The sequence below is a fragment of the Variovorax rhizosphaerae genome, assembly GCF_037889975.1.
GTDB classification, from domain to species: domain Bacteria; phylum Pseudomonadota; class Gammaproteobacteria; order Burkholderiales; family Burkholderiaceae_C; genus Variovorax; species Variovorax rhizosphaerae.
In genome coordinates, this window is record NZ_JBBKZT010000022.1 from 39075 (window position 1) to 60800 (window position 21726).

Here is a 21726-nt window from a genome sequence, read left to right on the forward strand (position 1 = left end):
CACCCAAATTCATCAATTCAATTCGCCTCCGCGAACTATTGGATTAATTTGACGCTGGTCGCCGCGGCCGGCGAATAACCTCAAATCGAATCCGGGAATTATTTTTTGCCTGGCGTTGCGGTTGCGTTGCAGGATTGCGACAAGAAAATATCACTCCAACTTCTTAATTCAATTGGCCGACGCGAACTATCGGGCTAATTGCTGCTGGCGCCGCCGGACTTATTTTGCAATTCGGCAGAAATAGATTCGCAAAATCGACCTTGTCCTACACATTGCGAGCAAACTACCCTTGTCGTCAGAAATGTCCTACAGACGCCATGCAAAGCTCTTCAAAGACGCAAGTGTGAAATGGAGCTCAAGATCTAGATAGCTGCCAAATCTCGTCAGAGATGGATTTTGCATGGGTTGGTGATTTTCGTGTTGACGACATCGCTTTCATGCATCCGTTTTCTTTGGGGAGATTTGTAATGAACAAGCATCACCGCGTCATCTGGAATGAATCGACGGGCACTTTTGCCGCAGTGCCGGAAACCGCCAAGGGCCGCAGCAAGTCCAGCACCCGCGCCAAAGTTTCACGAGTTCTCCTCGGTGTGGCGGCGCTTCTCGGCAGCGGCGCGGCAATGGCGGTCGATACAACTGTTTCCGGCACCTGGACCAGCATAGGCAACAGCAACAAGGCCGGCCAGACCGAATTCAATGCCGCAGGCACCAACAGCCTCTCCGGCACGATCAATTTCGAGAAAATTCCCACTGCATATTTCATTCCGTGGTCTGACGCCATTCCTCCTGGATATGTCACCGCCCCCGATGTGACCGGCAAGCAGCAATTGGTGGTCGGCGCCAAGAGTGGCACCGTTGCCATCAAGGATCCGATCACTGGCAATATGCAGACGCTGCCGGTGTATGGCGCCTCGTCATTCACGCAAGGTCCGATCGGCACCGGTTTCAGCAACGCTTATTTCGTCAATGCGGTCCAGATTTTCCCGAGGGGGGCCAAGCCTTATGTCGATGTGCGTCTGGCGACCGTCAAGGACGGCACGCTGAATATCGACCTGCGCAACAGCCGTCTCGACCTGGGCGCCGCCAAGCAGACCGACGTGGTCTATGTCGATGGCACCACAGCCAAGAAGACCGAGGCCGTCTGGCGTTCGGGCAACTACGTTCGCTTTGGCGACGCCTACCAGATCACCGCCACGCCGGCGCAAACCGCGTCGCGCGACCAGACCTTCGATGCCGTGGTCTACAAGGGCACGTTCAACGTGACCGACTCGAAGGGCACGACCACCTCCCACACGGTGACCAACCTGGCGACCCTGACCCAGTACAACGACTGGTTGGTCAGGGAGGTCGCGGCCAGACGCATCGCCTATGCCGACTACGAGGCCTTCGTGAAGCTGGGCTACGGCGCATCGCCTGTGACCATCCACGTCATGCCCACGGGCAGCGACGCACCTTTGCAGGCCAATGACCCCTTGCTCATCCCGGCCGGCAACCGCGCCCTGCTGCGCGCCGTTGGCCCCAACGCCACGGCACGCATCGCAAATCCGGTGGGGACGACCGTTGAAATTGCAGACGGGGTCGCATTGTGGGGCGAGCAGGGCGCCACCGTCATCAACGATGGCCGCATTGCCGAGACGGCCGGCACCGCGGACGTTTTCGTCTTGCGCACCAAGGCGAAGGGGTTCAACAACGGGGTGATCACGACCGGCTATGCCTCCACCGCCGCGGATGCGTCGGCGCCAGGCATCGTCTACATCGGCGGCAACACCATCGTGGACGGTGAGGACACCGCCCTGACCAACCGAGGCGTCTGGAACGTGGGCGCGGTGAACTCCGACCCGCGGGAGCTGACCGGCTTCTCCCGCATCAGCGTGAGCAACAAGGGCCTGTTCACCAACGAGGGGGCCATGAATCTCGGATCGAACAATTCCGAGCTGGCCAGCCCGGTCATGGGCGTTCTCGCGAGCGGCAACGGCCGGGTCATCAACACGTCGACCGGCGTGATCTATCTTGGCCGTGGGGCAGCCGGCACGATTGCGGCTGGCAGCCTGGCCGGCAGCCTGGCGGCGGGCGGGGCCGACACCACGGTACGCGCCGGCGGCGTTGGCGTGCAGGTCCAGGACAGCAGCGAGTTCGACAACCAAGGCCTGATCGTGATCGGCACCGGCATGCAGGCCACGACCGGCATCCTGGTGAAAAACGCCACCTCGGCCATCGTGACCAACAGCGGCACGATCGATATCAAGGGCGCCCGCCCCGGCGAGCCGCTGGAAAACCAGGGGATCTGGGTGGTGGGCCCCAGCGGCTCGTCTGTTGTGAGCAACACCGGCACGATCAACCTGAGTGGCGTCAACGGGGTCGGCATCAAGGTCACGAACGGTGGCAAGGCGTCGAGTTCGGGAACCATCAACGTGGGGACGTCCACCGATCCGACCTTGCCGAACTACGGCTTGTGGGCCGAGGGCGCCGGCAGCAACGTGGCCGTGCTGGGTAACGTGAACCTGAGCGGCGAGCACGCCATCGGTGTGCACGCCCGCTCGGGCGGCACGATCGACATCCGTGGCGGCGATGTCAACTTCGGCATGGGAACGCGCCAGGTCGGCTTCTTCGCCGACGGCTCCAGCTCCGTGATCAACATCGAGACGGCGCCAACCGGCGGCGCGCTCGATGTCTCGACAGAAGACTCGACCCTGTTCCTCATCGAGGATGGCGCGACCATTCACAACCGGGTGGCCGCGCCCTTGATCGCGTCGGGCAAGGGATCGACAGCCATCCGGGCCACCGGCGCAGGTTCCACCGTCGACCTGGACAACACCGACATCACGGTCAGCGGTGTGGGGGCGACCGCGCTCAAGGTGGAAGGCGGCGCCACGGGCAGCATGACCGGTGCCTCCAACCTGAAGCTCAGCGATGGCGCGATTGCCGTGGCGATCGACGACAACAAGTACGACCTGGCCGGTGAGAAGGTCGGCTCGGGCCATTCGAATTTCATCAACAGTGCAAACATCTCGACGACAGGCCGGGACGTGACCGTGTTCCAGGTGAAGAACGGCGCCGAACTCACCAACGGCGGCAACATCGACGTGGCGCACGGGACCGCCATCGAGGTCACGGGCGCCGGCTCGAGCGTGGGGGCGGATGCGAGGGGCATCCTGGGAACCATCACCGTGCACGACGGCAAGGCCGGCTTCTACGTCCACGATGGCGGCACGTTGACCACCTCCAACACCGTCACGGTCGACGGCAGCGCCACCGGCGTGCTGGTGGGAGCGGATTCCGGCAGGGTCGTGCTGACGGACAAGGCCCGGATCATCGGCCTGGGCGGCGGCTACGGGCTCCTGGTCGTCAACCAGGGCGTGGCCGGCAACGTCCTGCTCGACGGCACCTTCCTTGAAATGCGGGGCAGCGGCGCGGCCTTGATGGCTGAGCACCGCCTCGACCCGGCCTCGCACGGCAAGGTGCTGGTGAGCAGCACCACGGCTGGCAAGGGTGTCGCCTTCTCGCTCGCGGGCGGCGGCGCCACCTCCGGCGACTTTTCCGTGGGCAAGAATTTCGACATCAGCGTCACTGGCAACGGATCGGGCGTGTATGCGAACTCGACGGGCAATCTCACCGTGGCCAGCAATTCCATCAATGTCACCGGCACGGGCCAGGGCGTCCTGGTGAAGGCCGCGGACACGGTCACGATCGCTCGCGGCGCAGTCATCCGGTCGACCAACGCCGCAGCGGTGCTGGTCGCCGGCGCGCCCAGGTCCCTGGTGAACAAGGGCGTGCTCGAAGGCGTGGCCGGCTCGGATGCGGTGCGCCTCGACGATTCCGGCCATGCCTTCGAGAACAGCAACGGCGGCGCGATCACCGGCAACGTGAGCCTGGGCGATGGCACCAACACCGCCTTGCTCGCCGACAGCAGCATCACCGGCGAATTCATCGGCGGCACCGGACAGGACACCGTGACCCTGCGCGGCAACGCGGTCGAGGTGACAGGCCGGCTCGATGGCGGGGTGGGCAGTGCGCGCGATACGCTGGTGCTCGACGACGTGCAGATGAACTACCACAGCGCGACCAGCCGCATCCGCAACTTCGAGAACCTGAACCTCAGCAACGCATCGGTGTTCACGCTCAAGACCGCGATCAGGCTCGACGACAACCAGGCCGACACCGGCATCATCTCGATCGACGCCGGCAGCACACTGGCCGTCGCGCCGGGAGGGGCCTTCGCGCTGAACAACAAGCTGGCGGGCACCGGCACGGTCACGACCGACACGGCGGGCCAGTCCTTCGATTTCACCGGCAACGTGGGCAGCGCCTTTGCCGGTACGGTCAAGCTCGGCGACAGCCGCTTTGCACTCGACGGTGTCAACACGGCGACGCTGCAGAACGCCACGCTCGAACTCGGCGAGAAGAGCGTCACCACCGTGGGCACCGGCAACCAGACCTTCGGCGGCCTGAAGTTCAGCGGCGGCACGGCGATCTTCGACGCCACGCTGCCGGACGCGAAGCTCGCGGCCAGCACCATCACGGTCGCCACGCTGGACGCCAGCGGCGCCGGCAGCGTGCAGGTCAACGTGCCCGCCCCGTACATCCCGGTGACGCCGACGGTCGACGGCAAGGCTTCGCTGATGGAGCAGGACGACGGCAACATCAGCGTGAAGCTGGTCAATGCCACCACCACGAACGGCAGTGGCGGCGCGCTGGTGCTGCGCGGCCAGGATGGCGTGCGGATCTCGGACCGGCGCAGCGTCGACATCGCGCAAGGCGGCCAGGTGGTGGCCAAGGGCGACTACGACTTCCGCCTGACCACGCAGAAGGACGACGGCCTCTACGTCAACTACGGACTGACGCAACTGGACCTGCAAGCAGGCCAGACGCTGACCCTGCAGCAGCGCGAAGGCACGGCGGGCAACGCGGCGGACCAGTCGGCCCGCATCACTGGCGCCGGCCAGTTGGCGATCGACGCGGGCGACGGCGCGGTGTCGCTCTCCAACACCAGCAACGACTACACCGGTGCCACGACAGTGCAGAGCGGCACCTTGCGCCTCGCGGCTGACAACGCGCTGGGCCGCACCAGCGCGCTGAACCTGAGCGAATCGACACAGGCACAACTCGCAGGAACCGCGCAGGCGATCGGGCAACTCCAGGCGGCTGCCGGCTCGACGCTGGCGCTGCAAGGCGGCACGCTGGACATCGCCAATGGCGGCCGGGCGGACGGGTCGCTGACGGGCGGCGGCAGCCTCAACGTCAAGGGTGGCGTCCTGCTGGTGTCGGGTTCCAACGCGGCGCTGTCGGCAGCGACCTCCATTGCGTCGGGCGCCGTGGTCGTGATCCGGAAGGCCGATGGCCTGGGCAGCGGCGCCATCGCGAATGGCGGCAAGCTCGTGGCCGACGTGGCCAGCAACGGAGACCTGGTCAACGCGGTGAGCGGCATCGGCGACCTGGTCAAGACGGGTGCGGGTGCCTTGTCGGTGGGCAGCAACCTCCAGCACACCGGCCGCACCGACGTGGCTTCCGGCACGCTGGTGGTCGGCAGCGCCGCGACGCCGGGCGCGCTCGGGGCAGCAGGCGCCAGCCCGGTGACGGTGACGCCAGGGGCGGTGCTCGCCGGCGCTGGCGTGGTCAACGGCCAGGTGAACAACAGCGGCACCGTTGCCATGTCGAACGCGCTGGCTGCATCGGCAAGCACAGCCAACAGCACCCTGACGCTGGCCAACGGCCTGGTCAACAGCGGCACATTGAACCTCGCCGGACTGGGTGGCGCCGCACCGGGCAACGTGCTGGTGGTGAAAGGCAACTACGTCGGCAACAACGGCCATGTGGTCATCCGCACCGTCATGGGCAACGATTCGTCGGCCACCGACAAGCTGGTGATCGACGGCGGCAGGGCGTCCGGGTCCACGGAGCTGGTGGTGAAGTCAGCAGGTGGCATCGGTGCGCAGACACGGCAGGGCATCCGCGTCGTCGAAACACGCAACGGCGGGACGACTGTCGCCGCGGCTTTCACGCTCGACCCGCTGTCGGATGGCTATCGCGCGGGTCGGGGTACGTTGGCGGCCGGCGCCTACGACTACAACCTGGTGCGCGGCGGCGATGGCGGCAATGCGCAGGACTGGTATCTCTCGAGCACCAGCTCGGCGGTCATCACGAGCCCGCCCGGGGTCGACGCATCCGGGAGCGGGTCCGGGTCCGGGATGGCCGGCGGTGAAGGGCCCGCGATCGCCTTCCCGGTCTATCGCCCTGAAGTCGGCGCGTACCTGGCCAATCGCCAGGCGGCCCTGCAGATGTCCGTGCACACGCTGCACGATCGCCAGGGCCACGACGGCCAGGACCGCGCCGCGTCGGGCAGTGCCAATGGCTGGCTTCGCGTGGTGGACACGACCACCCACTACGACGGCGCCGGCCGGTCCGGCAACACGCACAGCGACGCCCACCTGGTGCACGGCGGCGCCGACCTGGTGCGCTTCGGCGATGGCGCAGAAGGCAGCATCCGCATCGGCGCGATGGGCATGTACGGCAGCGCGAACAACCGCGCGAGGAATGCCGGCGGCCTGTCGGCCCACGGCGATGTCGACGGCTACAGCCTGGGCGTCTATGCCACCTGGTACGGCAACCCGGACATCAGCACCGGCCCCTACGCGGACGCCTGGGTGATGGGCGGCTCGTACCACAACAAGGTGCGGGGCCAGGGGCTGGTGGAAGACAAGTACAACTCCCGCGTCTACACGGCGTCGCTGGAAGCGGGCTACTCGTTCAAGGTGCTGGACGACGGCAAGAACCAGATGTACATCGAGCCGCAGGCCCAGGTGGTGGTGCAGAACTACCGCGCCGACAACCACCTGGAAGCAACCGGCACCTTCGTGTCGGGCATGAAGGATTCGGGCGTGACCACGCGGCTCGGCGTCCGCATCCACGGCAGCATGGACAACGGCGCGGGCGGCCGGATGCTGCGGCCCTTCGCGGAGTTCAACTGGTGGCACGGCAGTTCCTTCGACCAGTCGATGCAGTTCAACACCGATCGCGTCACCGACCGGATGCCGTCGAACCGCTACGAGGTCAAGCTTGGCCTGCAGGGCAACCTGACGAAGAACGTGAGTGCCTGGGGCAGCATCGGCGGGGAAGTCGGCGGCAACGGCTACCGCTCGGTCAAGGCGCAGGCCGGGATCAAGTACAGCTGGTAATGGGGAGACCCTGATCAAGTCCTCCGCGGGCCGCGCATCCTCTGCCCGGGCGGTCTGCGGCGTTGCAAATCCTCGCCATGGCTTCGGCTACGGCTGTGGTTTGCGCCTTGCATTCCCTCCCGAGCCGAGTTCAGAGTCTCCTGGGGAGGGCTCGCTGCAGGCGCGTGTCACCGCGCCTGCAATGCGAGGGGGTTGGGGGAGGGCTCGCCGACCTTGGCGAGTGTGTTGCGGTCGGTGTGATGAAAGGGTTCGGAGAGGCCCTTGATCTGCATCACGGTGTCCTGGTCGTAGGACCAGGTGCCATCGGCATGGAACGCGACCTTGATGCGCCATTCCAGCGTGGTGAACGCATGCTCGATGAAGGGGTTGGACACGATGCCGTTGACCAGGCTGCCATGCGTGGCCACGAGCTCGAAGCTGTCGGCGTCGGCCGCCACCTTGCCGCTGGCCATGGCGACCTGGCCGCGCGGGATCGCCAGCGTATGCATGACGGTCTCGGTGGCCGGCTCCCACAGCCAGTAGCCGACCTGGTCGTGGTACATCTTGGTGAAGCCCGTCTTGTGGATGAAGGCGTGATAGCGCAGGCCGTAGAGCACTTGCGGGCCGTTGGTCTGCGGGTCGATGGGCTGCAGCTCGTAGTGCTCGATGTAGGTCTGCGTCTTCGGGCCCTGCGCCTTGGGCTTGACGTCCACGCCCTTCTCGCCGCGCCACAGGCCGGCCATGCGGCGCAAGGGGCCGAGGTTGGCGAGGGTGTGGCCGTCGAGGTCGGAAGGCTCGGTGTAGATGTCGGCGGGGAACGTGGGCATGGATCGGGTGTGAAGTTTGAGGGAGCGGACTCGCGGCCCGGCCGCTTCGAAGGCCTTCCCAGGCCGCGCAACGAGCTTCGGGCATCGGTGTCTATGATGACTCAAGACGGTGTCCGGCTCGACCTCGATGCGGATCGCAAAACCCATGCCTACCCCTTCCCAAGAATCAACCCCAGTGCCCGCGAGACCCGCCAGGCCGGTCCGCGCCGGCTGGTTGCCTGTCGTCGACATGGCGCGTTGCACCGGCTGCGGCTGGTGCGTGGCCGCATGCGACCTGCACCTGTTGAGCCTTGAGGTCGTGCAATGGCGGAAGACGTCGATGCTGCACGACGCCGAGCGATGCACGGGGTGCAGCGATTGCGCAGTGGTGTGCCCGTTCCGCGTGATCTCGATGCGGAAGGGTGCGAGCGCACAGGGTGAGTGAGCCGCCGGTCGCTGCTCGGCGCTCAGGCCAACCGTCTCAAGTAGGCGTCGACGCTGTCCGCCAGCGCGTTGTCCTCTGGCACCGTGCCTTGCGGCGTCAGGTGGTCGACGATATCGGGCAGCAGTTCGGAGATTCCTGCTCGCGCCTCCTCACTGCTGATGCCGGCCTGGTCGGCCACTTGTCGCAGTTCCTGGGCGCCGAAGATTTCATCGATGGCGCCGGGAGGCAGCGGCTCGTTGTCGCCGGTCCCTACCCACGAAGCCGCTTGTTGACCATAGCCCCTTTGGGTCAGCCGGCCCAGCAAGTCGCCCAGGCCTCCGAGCCCGCCTCCGCCCGCTGCCGCTCCGCCGAACGCGCCTCCGCCCTGGTTGCCGCGCCGGCTCAGCACGCTCAACAGGATGGGCAGCAACGCCATCAGGATCGGACTCCGCACGCCGCCCCCCGGCTGCGCAGTTCCGCGGCCCCCGACCGCACCGTTGACGAGTCCGCCGAGTATTTCGGAAAGCATTCCCATGACTCGTCTCCAGTAGGTTGAAACGACAAGTTTGCACGTCGCGACGGGACCGGATGACGGCGCACTTCGGCAACTCAAGGCAGCGGAAACCTACGTGGACTGCAGAAGTTGCAGCCCGCGCGCGCAGCGCCACAAGACTTCTACCGTGCGCCAGGCTTGTCGCCGGAAGGGCCTGACCGCTGATTGCCTGTATCGCCACGCCGGACAGCAATGATGTTCGGGTCATTCCATCGTCCGACCGTTCACTCCGGCAACGGCAACGAACTCGTGCACTTGAACTCATCCAGGCACACGCTCGACCGCACGGCATCCACGCCCGGCAGGCGCATCAGCTTGTCGATGAGGAACTGCGACAGCGACTTGAGGTCGCGGGCGATGACCTTGATCATGAAGTCGTAGTCGCCGGTGGTGGAGTAGCACTCCAGCACTTCGGGCAGGTCAACCACCACGTCGGTGAACTTCGACATCTCGCGGATGTGGCCCTTTTCCATCGCGACGTGGATGAAGGCGACGACGTTCAGGTCCAGCTTTTCCGCCGCAAGCCGCGTCTCGTAACGGGCGATGAAGCCGGCTTCTTCCAGGCGCTTGTGACGGCGGTGGCACTGCGCGGGTGAGAGGCCCGCGGCCTCGGCCAATTCGAGGTTGGACGCGCGTCCATGCTCCTGCAAAAAGCCCAGGATCTTGCGGTCGATCCGGTCGAATTCAACGTCCATACAAGATCGTCTCCTAATGTGACCTGTTGACGCAATCATATTGCGCGGCCAAGGGTTCGCCCTAGCCTGGGATGAAAGCAGATTGTTCGTGCAGAAGTTCACACTTCTCCACCTCGAAAGCAGTTCAGCGACGGGAATCACAAGCTTCCTCGCTCGGGACGGTTTTTCGAATTCGGGCCATCCGCTCTTCTTCACATCTGGACCTCACCGTGAAATATTCTTTCCTCCGTACCCCCTTGTCCCTGCTCGCCATTGCCGTCGCTGGCGTTGTTGCTGCTCCTTCCTTTGCCGCCGAGAAGTCGGTCGCCGTGACCGCCATCGTCGAGCACAAGGCGCTCGACGCCGTGCGCGATGGCGTGCGTGATGAACTCAAGGCCGCCGGTTTCGAGCCCGGCAAGAACCTGAAGTACGAATACCAGAGCGCGCAGGGCAACACCGGCACCGCCGCGCAGATCGCCCGCAAGTACGTCGGCGAGCGTCCGGACGTGATCGTTGCGATCGCCACGCCGTCGGCACAGGCCGTGGTGGCTGCGAGCAAGGACATCCCGGTGGTGTACAGCGCCGTGACCGACCCGGTCGCGGCCAAGCTGGTCAAGAGCTGGGATGCGTCGGGCACCAACGTCACCGGCGTGTCGGACCTGTCACCGCTGGAGAAGCACCTGGAGCTGATCAAGCGCGTGGTGCCGAATGCCAAGCGCGTGGGTGTGATCTACAGCCCGGGCGAGGCCAACTCGGTCGCCATCGTGGAAGCGCTGAAGAAGGCGATGCCGGCTTCGGGCATGACGCTGGTGGAAGGCGCCGCGGCGCGCACCGTCGACGTGGCGAGCGCGGCGCAGAGCCTGGTCGGCAAGGTCGACGTGATCTATGCGCCGACCGACAACAACGTGATGTCCGCCCTGGAAGGCATCGTCAAGGTCGCGCAGCAGGCCAAGATCCCGGTGGTCGCGGCCGACACCGACGCGGTCAAGCGCGGCGCGGTCGCGGCACTGGGCCTCAACTACTACGACATCGGCCAGCAGACCGGCAAGATCGTCGTGAGCATCCTCAAGGGCCAGAAGCCGGGCACCATCGCCTCGCAGACCAGCAACACCTTCGAACTGCATGTGAACCCGGCGGCGGCCGAGAAGCAGGGCGTCAAGCTGTCCGAGGCGCTGGTCAAGTCGGCCCAGGTCGTCGTCAAGTAAGCGGGGCCGCAGCAACATGTCGCTCATCGCCTCGCTTGGCGCCATCGAGATCGGCCTGATCTTCGGGCTGGTCGCGCTCGGTGTCTTCCTCTCCTTCCGCATCATCAACTTCCCGGACCTCACGGTCGACGGCAGCTTTCCGCTCGGCGGCGCCGTCGCGGCCATCCTGATCGTCTCGGGTTGGAACCCGTTCGCCGCCACCGGCGCCGCCATCGTGGCCGGCGCCATGTCGGGCTACCTCACGGCTTGGCTCAACGTGCGGCTCAAGATCATGCAACTGCTGGCCAGCATCCTCGTGATGATCGGCCTGTATTCGGTCAACCTGCGCATCATGGGCAAGCCCAACGTCGCGCTGATCAATGACGCGACGGTGTTCAGCATGCTGGACTTCGGCGGCATGCCGGACTACTGGCTGAAGCCGATCGTGCTGCTGGTGGTCGTCGTCGCGGCAAAGCTGCTGATCGACCTGTTCTTCGCGTCGGAGATCGGCTTGGCGATGCGTGCCACCGGCGGCAATCCGCGCATGGCGCGGGCGCAAGGCATCTCGACCGACCGGCAGACGGTGTGGGGCCTGGCGATCTCCAACGCGCTGGTCGCGCTGGCCGGTGCGCTGTTCGTGCAGTCGCAGGGCGGGGCGGACATCTCGATGGGCATCGGTACCATCGTGGTCGGCCTGGCCGCGGTGATCATTGGCGAGACCATCCTGCCGGCGCGCAGCCTCGTCATCACGACGCTGGCTTGTGTGTTGGGTGCGGTGTTGTACCGCTTCTTCATTGCGCTCGCGTTGAACAGCGACTTCATCGGATTGAAGGCGCAGGACCTGAACCTGGTGACCGCTGTTCTCGTTGCGCTGGCGCTGCTGGTGCCCAACTTCCGCCGCAAGCTGGCGGGCATGTTTTCCGGCGTGCGTGGCAACGCCTCAGTGACCATCAAGGAGGCCAAGTAATGTTGCGCGCAAAAGGACTCGAGATCACCTTCAACGCCGGTACGCCGATCGAGAACCGCGTGCTGCGCGGGCTCAACCTGACGATTCCGACGGGGCAGTTCGTGACCGTGATCGGCTCGAACGGCGCCGGCAAGTCGACCTTCCTGAATGCCGTCAGCGGCGACCTGATGGTCGACAGCGGCAGCATCAAGATCGACGATGCCGACGTCACGCGCCTGGCCGCATGGCAGCGCTCGGACCTGGTCGCCCGCGTGTTCCAGGACCCGATGGCCGGCACCTGCGAGGCGCTGACCATCGAGGAGAACATGGCGCTCGCGATGAAGCGCGGCGCGCGCCGCAGCTTCGGCTTCGCGGTGACGCGCAGCCTGCGCGAGTTCTTCCGCGAGAAGCTCAGCATCCTCGAACTGGGTCTGGAAAACCGGCTGGCGGACCGCATGGGCTTGCTCTCCGGTGGACAGCGCCAGGCCGTGAGCCTGCTGATGGCCTCGCTGCAACCGTCGCGCATCCTGCTGCTCGACGAGCACACGGCGGCGCTCGATCCGAAGACGGCCGCCTTCGTGCTGGAACTGACCCGCAAGATCGTCGAAGGCAGCAAGCTGACCGCGATGATGGTCACGCACAGCATGCGCCAGGCACTCGACTACGGCACACGCACCGTGATGCTGCATGAAGGCCGCGTGATCCTCGACGTCGAGGGCGAAGAACGTGCCGGCATGGACGTGCCGGACCTGCTGCGCATGTTCGAGAAGACGCGCGGCGAGAAGCTCGACGACGACAAGCTCCTGCTCGCCTGAAGACGCGAATCCATTCATTGCGGATACCCATCTCGAGCCTGCGCTGTCGGCTCCGGCATGACAAGCACCTTGTGCAGTTGTCAGCCTCGCCGCGACTGCGTTGCCACCGCACGGGCGTCCGGCTGCGGCGCGCAATCCGGCCTCCGGGCTGGCGCCTCGCTGCGAGACCTCCGCACCTTCAAAGACTCCCAAATACACCGAAAGATTGAAATGAAAGAACTCCTGAACCGCTTCGAAAACAAGGCCCCCGAGATCGTCTTCGAATGGCAAGACGCCGAGACGCCCGCCAAGGGCTGGGTCGTCATCAACTCCCTGCGCGGCGGCGCGGCCGGCGGCGGCACGCGCATGCGCCCGGGCCTGGATCGGCGCGAGGTCGTGTCGCTGGCCAAGACCATGGAAGTCAAATTCAGCGTCTCCGGCCCGGCCATCGGCGGCGCCAAGTCGGGCATCGACTTCGACCCGGCCGACCCGCGCAAGGAAGGCGTGCTGCAACGCTGGTACAAGGCCGTGACGCCGCTGCTCAAGACCTACTACGGCACGGGCGGCGACCTCAACGTCGACGAAGTGCACGAGGTGATCCCGATCACCGAGAGCTACGGCCTCTGGCACCCGCAGGAAGGTGTGGTCAACGGCCACTACCAGCCCACCGACAGCGAGCGCATCCAGAAGGTCGGCCAGTTGCGCATGGGCGTGGCCAAGGTCGTCGAGGACCCGCGCTACACCCCGATATGCGGCAAGAAATACGTCGTGGCCGACCTCATCACAGGCTGGGGCGTGGCCGAGTCGGTGCTGCACTACTACGGCCTCTACGGCGGCAAGATCCTCGGCAAGCGCGTGGTGGTGCAGGGCTGGGGCAATGTCGGCGCCGCCGCCGCGTACTACCTCGCGCAAGCAGGCGCCAAGGTGGTCGGCATCATCGACCGCCAAGGCGGCGTGCTCAATGCCGAGGGCTTCAGCTTCGCGCAGATCCGCACCATGTTCCTCAACAAGAACGGCAACCAGCTGAACACCGAGGACATGCTGTCCTTCGACGAAGTCAACAAGCTCGTGTGGAGCGTCGGCGCCGAAGTTTTCCTGCCCTGCGCCGGCTCGCGCCTGGTCACGCAGGAGCAGGTCGAGCAACTGATCGACGGCGGCCTGGAAGTGGTGGCGAGTGGCGCCAACGTGCCGTTTGCTGACAAGGAAATCTTCTACGGCCCGATCTACGAACACGCCGACCACAAGGTCGCCGTGATCCCCGACTTCATCGCCAACTGCGGCATGGCGCGCGCCTTCGCCTTCATGATGCAGGGCGATGCGGAGATCTCCGACGACGCCATCTTCCGCGACGTCTCGGCCACCATCGCCACGGCACTGGAGAACTGCCACGGCCGCTCCAAAGCGTCCACCGGCATCGCGAAGACCGCGTTCGAGAATGCACTGGTGCAACTCGTCTGAGGCTGTCTGAAATGCGGACTTGACCGTACACAAAGGTCGCGAAGAAGCGCAAAGGACGCGAAAGATTCAAGAAGAAATTCCTTGGTCTTCTTTCGCGTCCTTCGCGTAACCTTCGCGTCCTCTGCGTAAGGCCAAGTCCGCTCCCGATCCCGATCCCGATCCCGATCCCGCATCGAAAGCCGTCCGCGCGCAGAATCCGCGTTCCGACCGCTCTCGCCGCGAGGACCATGAACCCCAAGCTCCAGCCCGCGCACCTCCGCGCCGCCATGCGCGGCCATGTCGAACGCGGCGACATCCCCGGCATCGTCACCCTCATCGCGCGCGGTGACGACATCCAGGTCGATGCCCTCGGCACGATGACGGTCGGTGGTGAACAGCCGATGCAGCGCGACACCCTCTTCAGGACCGCCTCCATCACCAAGCCCATCGTGGCCGCCGCCACCATGGCGCTGGTCGACGACGGCAAGCTGCGTCTCGATGACGACGTGGACCGATGGCTGCCGGAGCTGGCCCATCGACAGGTGCTCCGCGATATCGGTTCGACGCTCGACGACACCGTTCCCGCCACGCGCCCGATCACCGTGCGCGACGTGCTGAACGCCTCCTTCGGCTTCGGCAGCGTCATGGCGATGCCCGGCACGCATCCGATCCAGCAACCGATTGCCGCTGGCTGCCTCGGCGGCGATGGCCCGCCCAATCGCATGCACATGCCTGCCACCGACGAGTGGATGCGCCGGCTGGGTGCGTTGCCGCTGATGTACCAGCCGGGCGAGCGCTGGGCCTACAACACGGCTTCCGATGTGCAGGGCGTGCTGGTAGGGCGCGTGTCAGGCCAGTCGCTGGAGGTCTTCCTGCAGGCGCGCCTGTTCGGTCCGCTGGGCATGAAGGACACCTCGTTCACAGTGCCCGCGTCCAAGCTCGGCCGGCTGCCAGGCTGCTACTGCTTCGACGACGAGCAAGGGCGCCTGGCGGTCTTCGACAGTGCAGCCAATCCCGACTGGTCCCAGCCGCCCGCCTTCGCGTCAGGCGCTGGCGGCCTCGTCTCCACGGTCGACGACTACCACGCGTTCTGCCGCATGCTGCTGGACAAGGGACGTTGGCGCGGCGAGCGCGTGCTGTCGGAAGCGGCGGTCGCTGCGATGACGCGCGACCAACTCACCCCGACGCAGCGCCAGGGCGGCGAACTCTTCTTCGGCAGCCACAGCAGTTGGGGCTACGGCATGGGCGTGAACATCGCTGCGACAAGTCCGTGGACCGTGCCCGGCCGCTTCGGCTGGGACGGCGGCTTCGGCACCTCCGCCTGGTCGGATCCGAGGAATGAGTTCATCGGCATCCTCCTGACGCAACGCATGATGGACTCGCCCGAGCCGCCCGCGGTGTTCACCGACTTCTGGATGAACGCCTACCGCTCACTCGAAACTTGACGCGGCGACTGCGACCCTACGCCTCTCATTCGAGCGCAGACACGGCAGGGCGCGCCTGGCAGGCTTGCAGCTCGTGCCGCTCGGCAAGGCGATTCAGCACAGCCGTGCGCGAATGCAAAACCCCATGAGCCGGCTTGCGTCCTACCCGCGCATGGCTTGCGCGCGCGTGCCATGCGGGCCTGCCTGCTGACATCCACCCAGCGCCGCGCGGCCCACACTCAGCGCATGAGTTGACAAGCAGGAGATGAGAATGAACGCATCGCAAGCACCCACTGGATTTGTACTCTGCTTTTGCCGCCTGCAGGACGGCATGCAGCTCTATGCGTTTCCCTGCGATGCGCGCGGCAATGTCGACATGGATTCGCTGAGTGAAAGGGCGCGGCACAACTACCTCTATGCGCGCGCCCTCATGGGTCTGCAGACCTCGTGGCCGGCGGTCCAGCGTTGCGCTTGAGCCGCCCCCAGGCAAGTATCAATCGATCAGTTGCGACTTCAGCGCGTAGTAGGTGAGATCGCTGTTGCTGGTGAGGTTCATCTTCTCCATCAGGCGCGTGCGGTACGTGCTGACGGTCTTGACGGAAAGCGAAAGCGCCTCGCCGATCGCGCCGATGGTTTCGCCCTTGGCCAGCTTCAGGAACACCTGGAACTCGCGCTCCGACAGATGTTCATGCACCGGCGCGTTGTCCTTGCGGTCCAATTGGCGCGCGAGCAACTCCGCCACAGCCGGGGTGATGTAGCGCCGGCCCATCGCCACCACCTGGATCGCCTTCACGATCTCGGCCGGGTCGCAATCCTTGTTCAGGTAGCCCGAGGCGCCCTGGCGGATCATGTTCATCGCATAGTGCTCCTCGGGGTAGCCACTGAGGATCAGGATGCCCACGTCCGGCGCCTTGGCGCGGATCATGGCGATGGCGTCGATGCCGCTCTGTCCGGGCATCAGCAGGTCCATCACCAGCACGTCGATCTCGTTGTTGCGCACGAGGTCGATGGCCTCGCGGCCGCTTGCAGCCTCGCCGACCACCCGGAGATCGACATGGTTCGCAAAGTAATCGCGCAGTCCGTTGCGGACAATGGCGTGGTCGTCGACGATGCCGATCTTGATCATGAAAGTACTCCTCTTTGAATGAGCCGCCGGCGACCGTTTGCCGGTGCAGGCCCGAATCATCAATGCATTGCGGCTGCCGATCGGCGGATCTGGCCCTCGTCCCGCGCGATGTAAGGCGTTTGTCCTCCATGCTTGTCGGAAAGTATCCCGTGACGACCCGTTTGGTGTCGGTTCTGGGGGGCTGCAGGGCTTCGCCGGTATGACGCATCGGGGTCCTGTGTCCAGCGCCGGCCGTGTGCCCGGGATGGGGATGGGACGGGATCAGACTGGCTGAGATTGGATCGGCTTGGATGGGATGGGATGGGATGGCTGGGATGCCTCCGTGCGGGCGCTCGGCTCTGGTGGGCGAACTCGTGGGGCGTCTTCGCGCGAATGCGCACTGCGGCGCGGCAGCACTGCCGCATGGCCTCACTGACTCACTGACTCACTGACTCACTGACTCACTGACTCACTGACTCACTGACTCACTGACTCACTGACTCACTGCCTCACTGCCTCACTGCCTCACTGCCCCCTGCCGCCGTCCTACACCCAAGGGCTGCCACGCCCCACATGCCCGCCCGGTGCATTGCCTATGTTTTGCCTTGGTGCCCCCACGCGGCATCCACCCCCACGACCATCGCGCAAAAGGAATCATCATGAGCAAGGCTCCTCCGAAAAAGAATGACGCCGTCGACTTCCTCGACGCCGACCACATCGCCGTGAAGAAGCTGTTCCAGGCATTCGGCAAGCTTGCCGAAGCCAAGGCACCCGCGGCCAAGCGCAAGGCGTTGGCCGACGAAATCTGCCGCTCGCTGACGGTGCATGCCACCATCGAGGAAGAAATCTTCTATCCGGCTGCCCGGCTCGAAGTGAAGGACGACCCGCTGATGGACGAAGCCACCGTCGAGCACGCCAGCGCCAAGGAGCTGATCGCGCAGATCGAAGGCATGGCCGCCGACGAGCCGCTGTTCGATGCCAAGGTCGTCGTGCTGGGCGAGCAGATCGACCACCACGTGAAGGAAGAGCGCGAGGAAATGTTCCCCAAGGCACGCGCCTCCGGCATGGACTTGGTCGGCCTCAAGGAACAGCTGGCCGCGCGGAAGAAGGAGCTCATGGAGGAACTCGTGGCGCAGACGGAAGCGACAGCCTGATCCTGCGGGGGCATTTCAGCCACTTGTGGCACCCACACGACACCTCTTGGCCCGGCGTCGCGCACACTCCGGGCATCGCCGCAAAAGGAGGTGCGAATCATGAACGAGCCCCGAATCGATCTCGCCAAGATCACGTTTGGCGTCTTGACGATCGTCCTGCTCATCGGGTCGTCGCTCTGGATATTGCGACCCTTCCTGGGCGCGACGATCTGGGCCGCGATGCTGGTGGTGGCGACCTGGCCCGCGCTGCTGTGGTTCGAGTCGCGGCTGTGGAACCGGCGCGGCCCGGCGGTGATGGTCATGGTCCTGATCCTGCTGCTGCTGTTCGTGTTGCCGTTGACGCTGGCGATCTCGACCATCACCGCCAATGCCGATGACGCCGTCGCCTGGTTCCGGTCGCTGACGCGCGACGGCCCGCTGCAACTCCCTGACTGGGTCATCCAGTTGCCCTTCGTCGGGTCGAAGCTCGCCGCCTTGTGGAACGAAACGGTGGCATCGGGCGTTTCGGGCGTGGAGGCCAAGGTCACGCCCTATGCCCGGCAGGTGACGAGCTGGCTGGTGTCGCAACTGGGGGTGGTGGGGGCGCTGTCGGTGCAGTTCGTGCTGACCGTGGCCATTGCCGGCGTGATGTACGCCAGCGGCGAGGACGCAGCCGCCTGGGTGCGCCGCTTCGGACGCCGGCTCGGCGGTTCACGGGGCGAGGACGCGGTCGTCCTGGCCGGCAAGGCGATCCGCGGCGTGGCCATGGGCGTGGGTGTCACGGCCATCCTGCAGGCGGTGATCGGCGGCATCGGCCTGGCCATCGCGGGCATTCCGTTCGCCAGCCTGCTCACCGCGGTGATGTTCATGCTGTGCATCGTGCAGATCGGCCCGACGCTGGTGCTGGCCCCGGCCACGATCTGGATGTTCTGGAACGGCTCCACGAGTTGGGGCATCTTCCTGGCCGTGTGGACGCTGGTCGTCGGCACCATGGACAACTTCATCCGGCCCGCGCTGATCAAGCGCGGTGCCGACCTGCCGCTGCTGCTGATCTTCGCTGGCGTGATCGGCGGACTGCTGGGCTTCGGGCTGGTCGGCGTGTTCGTCGGGCCGGTGATGTTGGCGGTGGCCTACACGCTGGTCGTTGCCTGGATGGACGACAAGGATGCGATCGGGCCGGTGGCGGTCGCGGTGCCGGCGGGTGCGCCTGCAGTGCCGCTGGAAACGCCGCGCCCGCCGGCCTGAGAGCGTCATGGAGCCTTTTTTTCAGCCCATTACGCCGCGCGCCCAGAAGGGGTGAAGATTTCGTAGCGAGGGCGCCGAGGTCGGGTTGAGGAGCAGAGCCGTACTCCAGTACGGTGAGCACCGCAGACCCGAGATCGGTGGCCGCAGTAGAAAGATTCGCCCCTTCTAGAACACGATCACGCCGCGCGCATTGCGGCCCTGCGCCAGGTCGTCGAAAGCCTGCGGCGCCTGGTCGATGCTGTAGCGCTGCGTGATCAACTCGTCGAGCTTGAGCTTGCCGGCCTGGTACAGGTTCACCAGGCGCGGGAAGTCATAGCGCGGGCGGGTCGAGCCGTAGTAGCTGCCCTTGAGCGTCTTCTCCTGGAAGGCGAGGCTGGCGGTGTTGATGGTGGTGGTGTTGTCCGGCCGTGCAACGCCCACGACGACGGCCGTGCCGCCCTTGCGCACGCTGCCATAGGCCTGCGCCACGATATCGCCATGGCCCACGCATTCGAAGGCGTAGTCGGCGCCGCCGTCGGTGAGCGTGCGCACCTCCTTCACGGAATCGGGGGACCTGGACGCATCGACGACATGCGTGGCGCCGAAGGTCCTGGCCATTTCCAGCTTGCTCGCGAGCATGTCGACCGCGATGATCATCGAGGCGCCGGCCGCCACGCAGCCGGAGATGGCGCTGAGCCCGACGCCGCCGACGCCGAAGATCACGCAGGTCGAGCCGGCCTCGACCTGTGCGGTGTTGCAGACTGCGCCCCATCCGGTCATCACGCCGCAGCCGATCAGCGCGCAGCGGTCCAGCGGCGCGTCCTGCGAGATCTTGACCACGCTGTTCTCGTGCAGGGTGGCGTATTCAGCCATGACGCCGCACCCGGCCATGACCCAGAGCGGCTTGCCGCTGGCGTCCGCGGTGCGCACATGGCCGCCGTAGAGGGCCATCGGCGCGGCGGTGGCCGCGTCGCAGAGGTTGGCGCGGCCGGTCATGCAGAAGCGGCATTTGCCGCAGGTGTTGACGAAGCTGCTGATGACGTGGTCGCCCACCTTGAAGTCGGTCACGCCCTGGCCGACCTGCGCGATCACGCCCGCGCCTTCGTGCCCGAGGATGATGGGTGGCGGCAGGGGCAGGGTGCCGTTGGTCACCGAGAGGTCGCTGTGGCAGACCCCGCAGGCGGACATCTTGATCATCACCTCGCCCGGGCCGGGCGGATCGACCAGGGTGTCTTCGACGTGAACGGTCAGGTTCTCACCGCGGAAGACCACGGCCTTGGATTTCATTTGCACGGGTTGCTGCTCCGGTTGTGTAGTTTTAAGCCAGGAGGGAATACTCCCGCCGGGGATTGTCTGGATGTCGGGGGGATCGGGCAAGCCCCCAACTTCGGACTTACTTTTGGGGTCAAGTCGATGTGGCTGTGCCGTCTCGACGTGATCCACCACGGGCGTGCGAGCCTGGCGCGGCGGCCCGGCATGTGAACTCCCAGGGCTTTGCATTCAAGCGCAGGACAAGGCGAAGCACTGCAGACTGTGCTGTAGCACGGCAAGACGACTCAACGCGTGATGGCCTTGAAAGCGAAGCCGTATCAAAACCGCGTTGGCAAGAAGGGCGACGGATCGACCAGGGGCCGCGAGCCCTCGATCATCTCGGCCAGCAGCCGTCCACTGACCGGCCCCAGCGTGAAGCCCTGGTGCGAATGGCCGAAGTTGAACCACAGGCCGGCATGCCGCGGTGCCGGGCCCATGACCGGCTTCATGTCGACCGTGCAGGGACGGTTGCCGAGCCACGGCATGGACTCCACCGGCTCGGGCAGGTCGATGAGTTCGCGCGCCGCGGCCTCGGCCTTGTCGAGTTGCACGGGTGTCGAACGTGCATCGAGGCGGGCGAATTCGGCACCGGTCGTGATCCGCATGCCGGCCGCCATCGGCGCGATGACCAGGCCGCGCTCGGCATCCAGCAGCGGGATGCGCAGGCCCGGGCCGCCGCGGTAGTGGCGGTGATAGCCACGCTTGACGAACAGCGGCAGGCGGTAACCCAGGCTGTTTGTCAGCTCGCCGGCCCACGGGCCGAGTGCGATCACCGCGTGGCGTGCCCGCAGCGGCCCGTCCGTGGTCCGGACTTGCCATCCATCTGCTGCAGGGCGCAGGCTGGCCGCATCGCCCCGGGCCACCTGGCCGCCGAGATCGACGAAGCGTTGCACATAGCGGTCGACCAGCTCGCCCGGATCGCTGACGGACCACGGGTCTTGCCAATGCAGGGCGCCCTGCAGGCGGCCGTGCAGGCCGGGCTCGGCGCTGGTCAGCGTATCGCCATCGAGCAGCGTGAAGCGCACGCCGTAGCGTTGCCGCAGGTCGTCGGCGCTCTTCGCGGCCACGTCCATCGCGGCCTGCGTGCGGAAGCCGACGCGGAAGCCTTCCTTGCGCACCAGGTCCGCCGCGCCGGATTCGGTGATGAGCGCATCGTGCTCGCTGAGGCAGTGCTGGATCAGGCGGCTGTAGTCCCGGGCGATGGCGGCGTAGCGCCCCGGCGCGGATTCATGCCAGTAGCGGGCCAGCCGCGGCATCACGGCGGGCAGGGCGCCGAGGTGGTAGTGGACGTCGGGGCCGCGGTTCAGGGCGGCGTCCAGCACCGATGACCAGTCGCGCGGGAAGGCATAGGGCTCGACCGCCTCGCGCTGGATGATGCCGGCATTGCCATAGGAGGTCTCGCGGCCCGGCGCCTGCCGGTCGACCAGCGCGACCGAATGGCCCCGGCGCGCAAGCTGCAGGGCGGTGCAGGTGCCGACCATGCCGGCGCCAAGGACCAATACGTCGGTAGGCATCGGGCAGGATTATCGACGCCGGGATGCGCGCGGCCCCGCATGCTTC

The 21726-nt window shown here is 65.8% G+C and carries 16 protein-coding genes; 10 read left to right on the plus strand and 6 right to left on the minus strand.

From position 1 onward, the window contains the following. The first annotated feature begins 467 nt into the window (after positions 1–467). Positions 468–7172 carry an autotransporter outer membrane beta-barrel domain-containing protein gene (locus WKW82_RS32420; RefSeq protein ID WP_340347000.1) on the plus strand — a complete coding sequence of 2235 codons (6705 nt, stop codon included), beginning with the start codon at positions 468–470 and terminating at the stop codon, positions 7170–7172. Positions 7173–7339: 167 nt separating this feature from the next. Here the strand turns inward: WKW82_RS32420 and WKW82_RS32425 are convergent, their stop codons facing one another. Continuing rightward, positions 7340–7978, minus strand: coding sequence for an FABP family protein (locus tag WKW82_RS32425; protein WP_340347001.1), 639 nt, complete (start codon positions 7976–7978; stop codon positions 7340–7342). 175 nt (positions 7979–8153) lie between these two features. Between WKW82_RS32425 and WKW82_RS32430 the strand changes: the two genes are divergently transcribed. Continuing rightward, complete coding sequence (locus WKW82_RS32430) at positions 8154–8402, plus strand: 4Fe-4S dicluster domain-containing protein (protein WP_340347002.1); 249 nt, start codon at positions 8154–8156, stop codon at positions 8400–8402. 22 nt (positions 8403–8424) lie between these two features. Here the strand turns inward: WKW82_RS32430 and WKW82_RS32435 are convergent, their stop codons facing one another. After that, positions 8425–8994: a YidB family protein gene (locus tag WKW82_RS32435; RefSeq protein ID WP_479694185.1), complete on the minus strand. Its 570-nt coding sequence runs from the start codon at positions 8992–8994 to the stop codon at positions 8425–8427. Between the two features lie 164 nt (positions 8995–9158). Further along, positions 9159–9629, minus strand: a complete 471-nt coding sequence (locus WKW82_RS32440; protein ID WP_340347006.1) for an Lrp/AsnC family transcriptional regulator — start codon at positions 9627–9629, stop codon at positions 9159–9161. A gap of 209 nt (positions 9630–9838) precedes the next feature. Here WKW82_RS32440 and WKW82_RS32445 point away from each other — a divergent pair, with 209 nt between their 5' ends. The 6 genes from WKW82_RS32445 to WKW82_RS32470 all read left to right on the plus strand — a co-directional run bounded on the left by WKW82_RS32445 (position 9839) and on the right by WKW82_RS32470 (position 15868). After that, positions 9839–10813: an ABC transporter substrate-binding protein gene (locus WKW82_RS32445; protein ID WP_340347007.1), complete on the plus strand. Its 975-nt coding sequence runs from the start codon at positions 9839–9841 to the stop codon at positions 10811–10813. 16 nt (positions 10814–10829) lie between these two features. Continuing rightward, positions 10830–11759: an ABC transporter permease gene (locus tag WKW82_RS32450; RefSeq protein WP_340347008.1), complete on the plus strand. Its 930-nt coding sequence runs from the start codon at positions 10830–10832 to the stop codon at positions 11757–11759. Continuing rightward, complete coding sequence (locus tag WKW82_RS32455) at positions 11759–12553, plus strand: ABC transporter ATP-binding protein (protein WP_340347009.1); 795 nt, start codon at positions 11759–11761, stop codon at positions 12551–12553. Before WKW82_RS32450 ends, WKW82_RS32455 begins: the two co-directional genes overlap by 1 nt. Before the next feature lie 210 nt (positions 12554–12763). After that, a complete protein-coding gene (locus WKW82_RS32460) occupies positions 12764–13990 on the plus strand; it encodes a Glu/Leu/Phe/Val dehydrogenase dimerization domain-containing protein (RefSeq protein ID WP_340347010.1) in 1227 nt (408 codons plus the stop codon). 227 nt (positions 13991–14217) lie between these two features. Then, on the plus strand, positions 14218–15414 hold the full coding sequence (locus WKW82_RS32465; RefSeq protein ID WP_340347011.1) for a serine hydrolase domain-containing protein: 1197 nt from the start codon (positions 14218–14220) through the stop codon (positions 15412–15414). 250 nt (positions 15415–15664) lie between these two features. Next, positions 15665–15868, plus strand: a complete 204-nt coding sequence (locus WKW82_RS32470; RefSeq protein ID WP_340347012.1) for a hypothetical protein — start codon at positions 15665–15667, stop codon at positions 15866–15868. A gap of 18 nt (positions 15869–15886) precedes the next feature. Here WKW82_RS32470 and WKW82_RS32475 read toward each other — a convergent pair whose 3' ends face one another. Beyond that, positions 15887–16519 carry a response regulator gene (locus WKW82_RS32475; protein WP_340347013.1) on the minus strand — a complete coding sequence of 211 codons (633 nt, stop codon included), beginning with the start codon at positions 16517–16519 and terminating at the stop codon, positions 15887–15889. Positions 16520–17157: 638 nt separating this feature from the next. Here WKW82_RS32475 and WKW82_RS32480 point away from each other — a divergent pair. Both WKW82_RS32480 and ydiK read left to right on the plus strand, forming a co-directional pair. Continuing rightward, complete coding sequence (locus WKW82_RS32480) at positions 17158–17652, plus strand: hemerythrin domain-containing protein (RefSeq protein ID WP_340347014.1); 495 nt, start codon at positions 17158–17160, stop codon at positions 17650–17652. Positions 17653–17751: 99 nt separating this feature from the next. Next, complete coding sequence (gene ydiK / locus WKW82_RS32485; RefSeq protein ID WP_340347015.1) at positions 17752–18876, plus strand: AI-2E family transporter YdiK; 1125 nt, start codon at positions 17752–17754, stop codon at positions 18874–18876. Positions 18877–19041: 165 nt separating this feature from the next. On the opposite strand, the gene WKW82_RS32490 is transcribed toward ydiK, so the two are convergent. Next, complete coding sequence (locus WKW82_RS32490) at positions 19042–20142, minus strand: zinc-binding dehydrogenase (RefSeq protein ID WP_340347068.1); 1101 nt, start codon at positions 20140–20142, stop codon at positions 19042–19044. Between the two features lie 302 nt (positions 20143–20444). Continuing rightward, on the minus strand, positions 20445–21680 hold the full coding sequence (locus tag WKW82_RS32495) for an FAD-dependent oxidoreductase (RefSeq protein ID WP_340347016.1): 1236 nt from the start codon (positions 21678–21680) through the stop codon (positions 20445–20447). Positions 21681–21726: the final 46 nt, after the last annotated feature.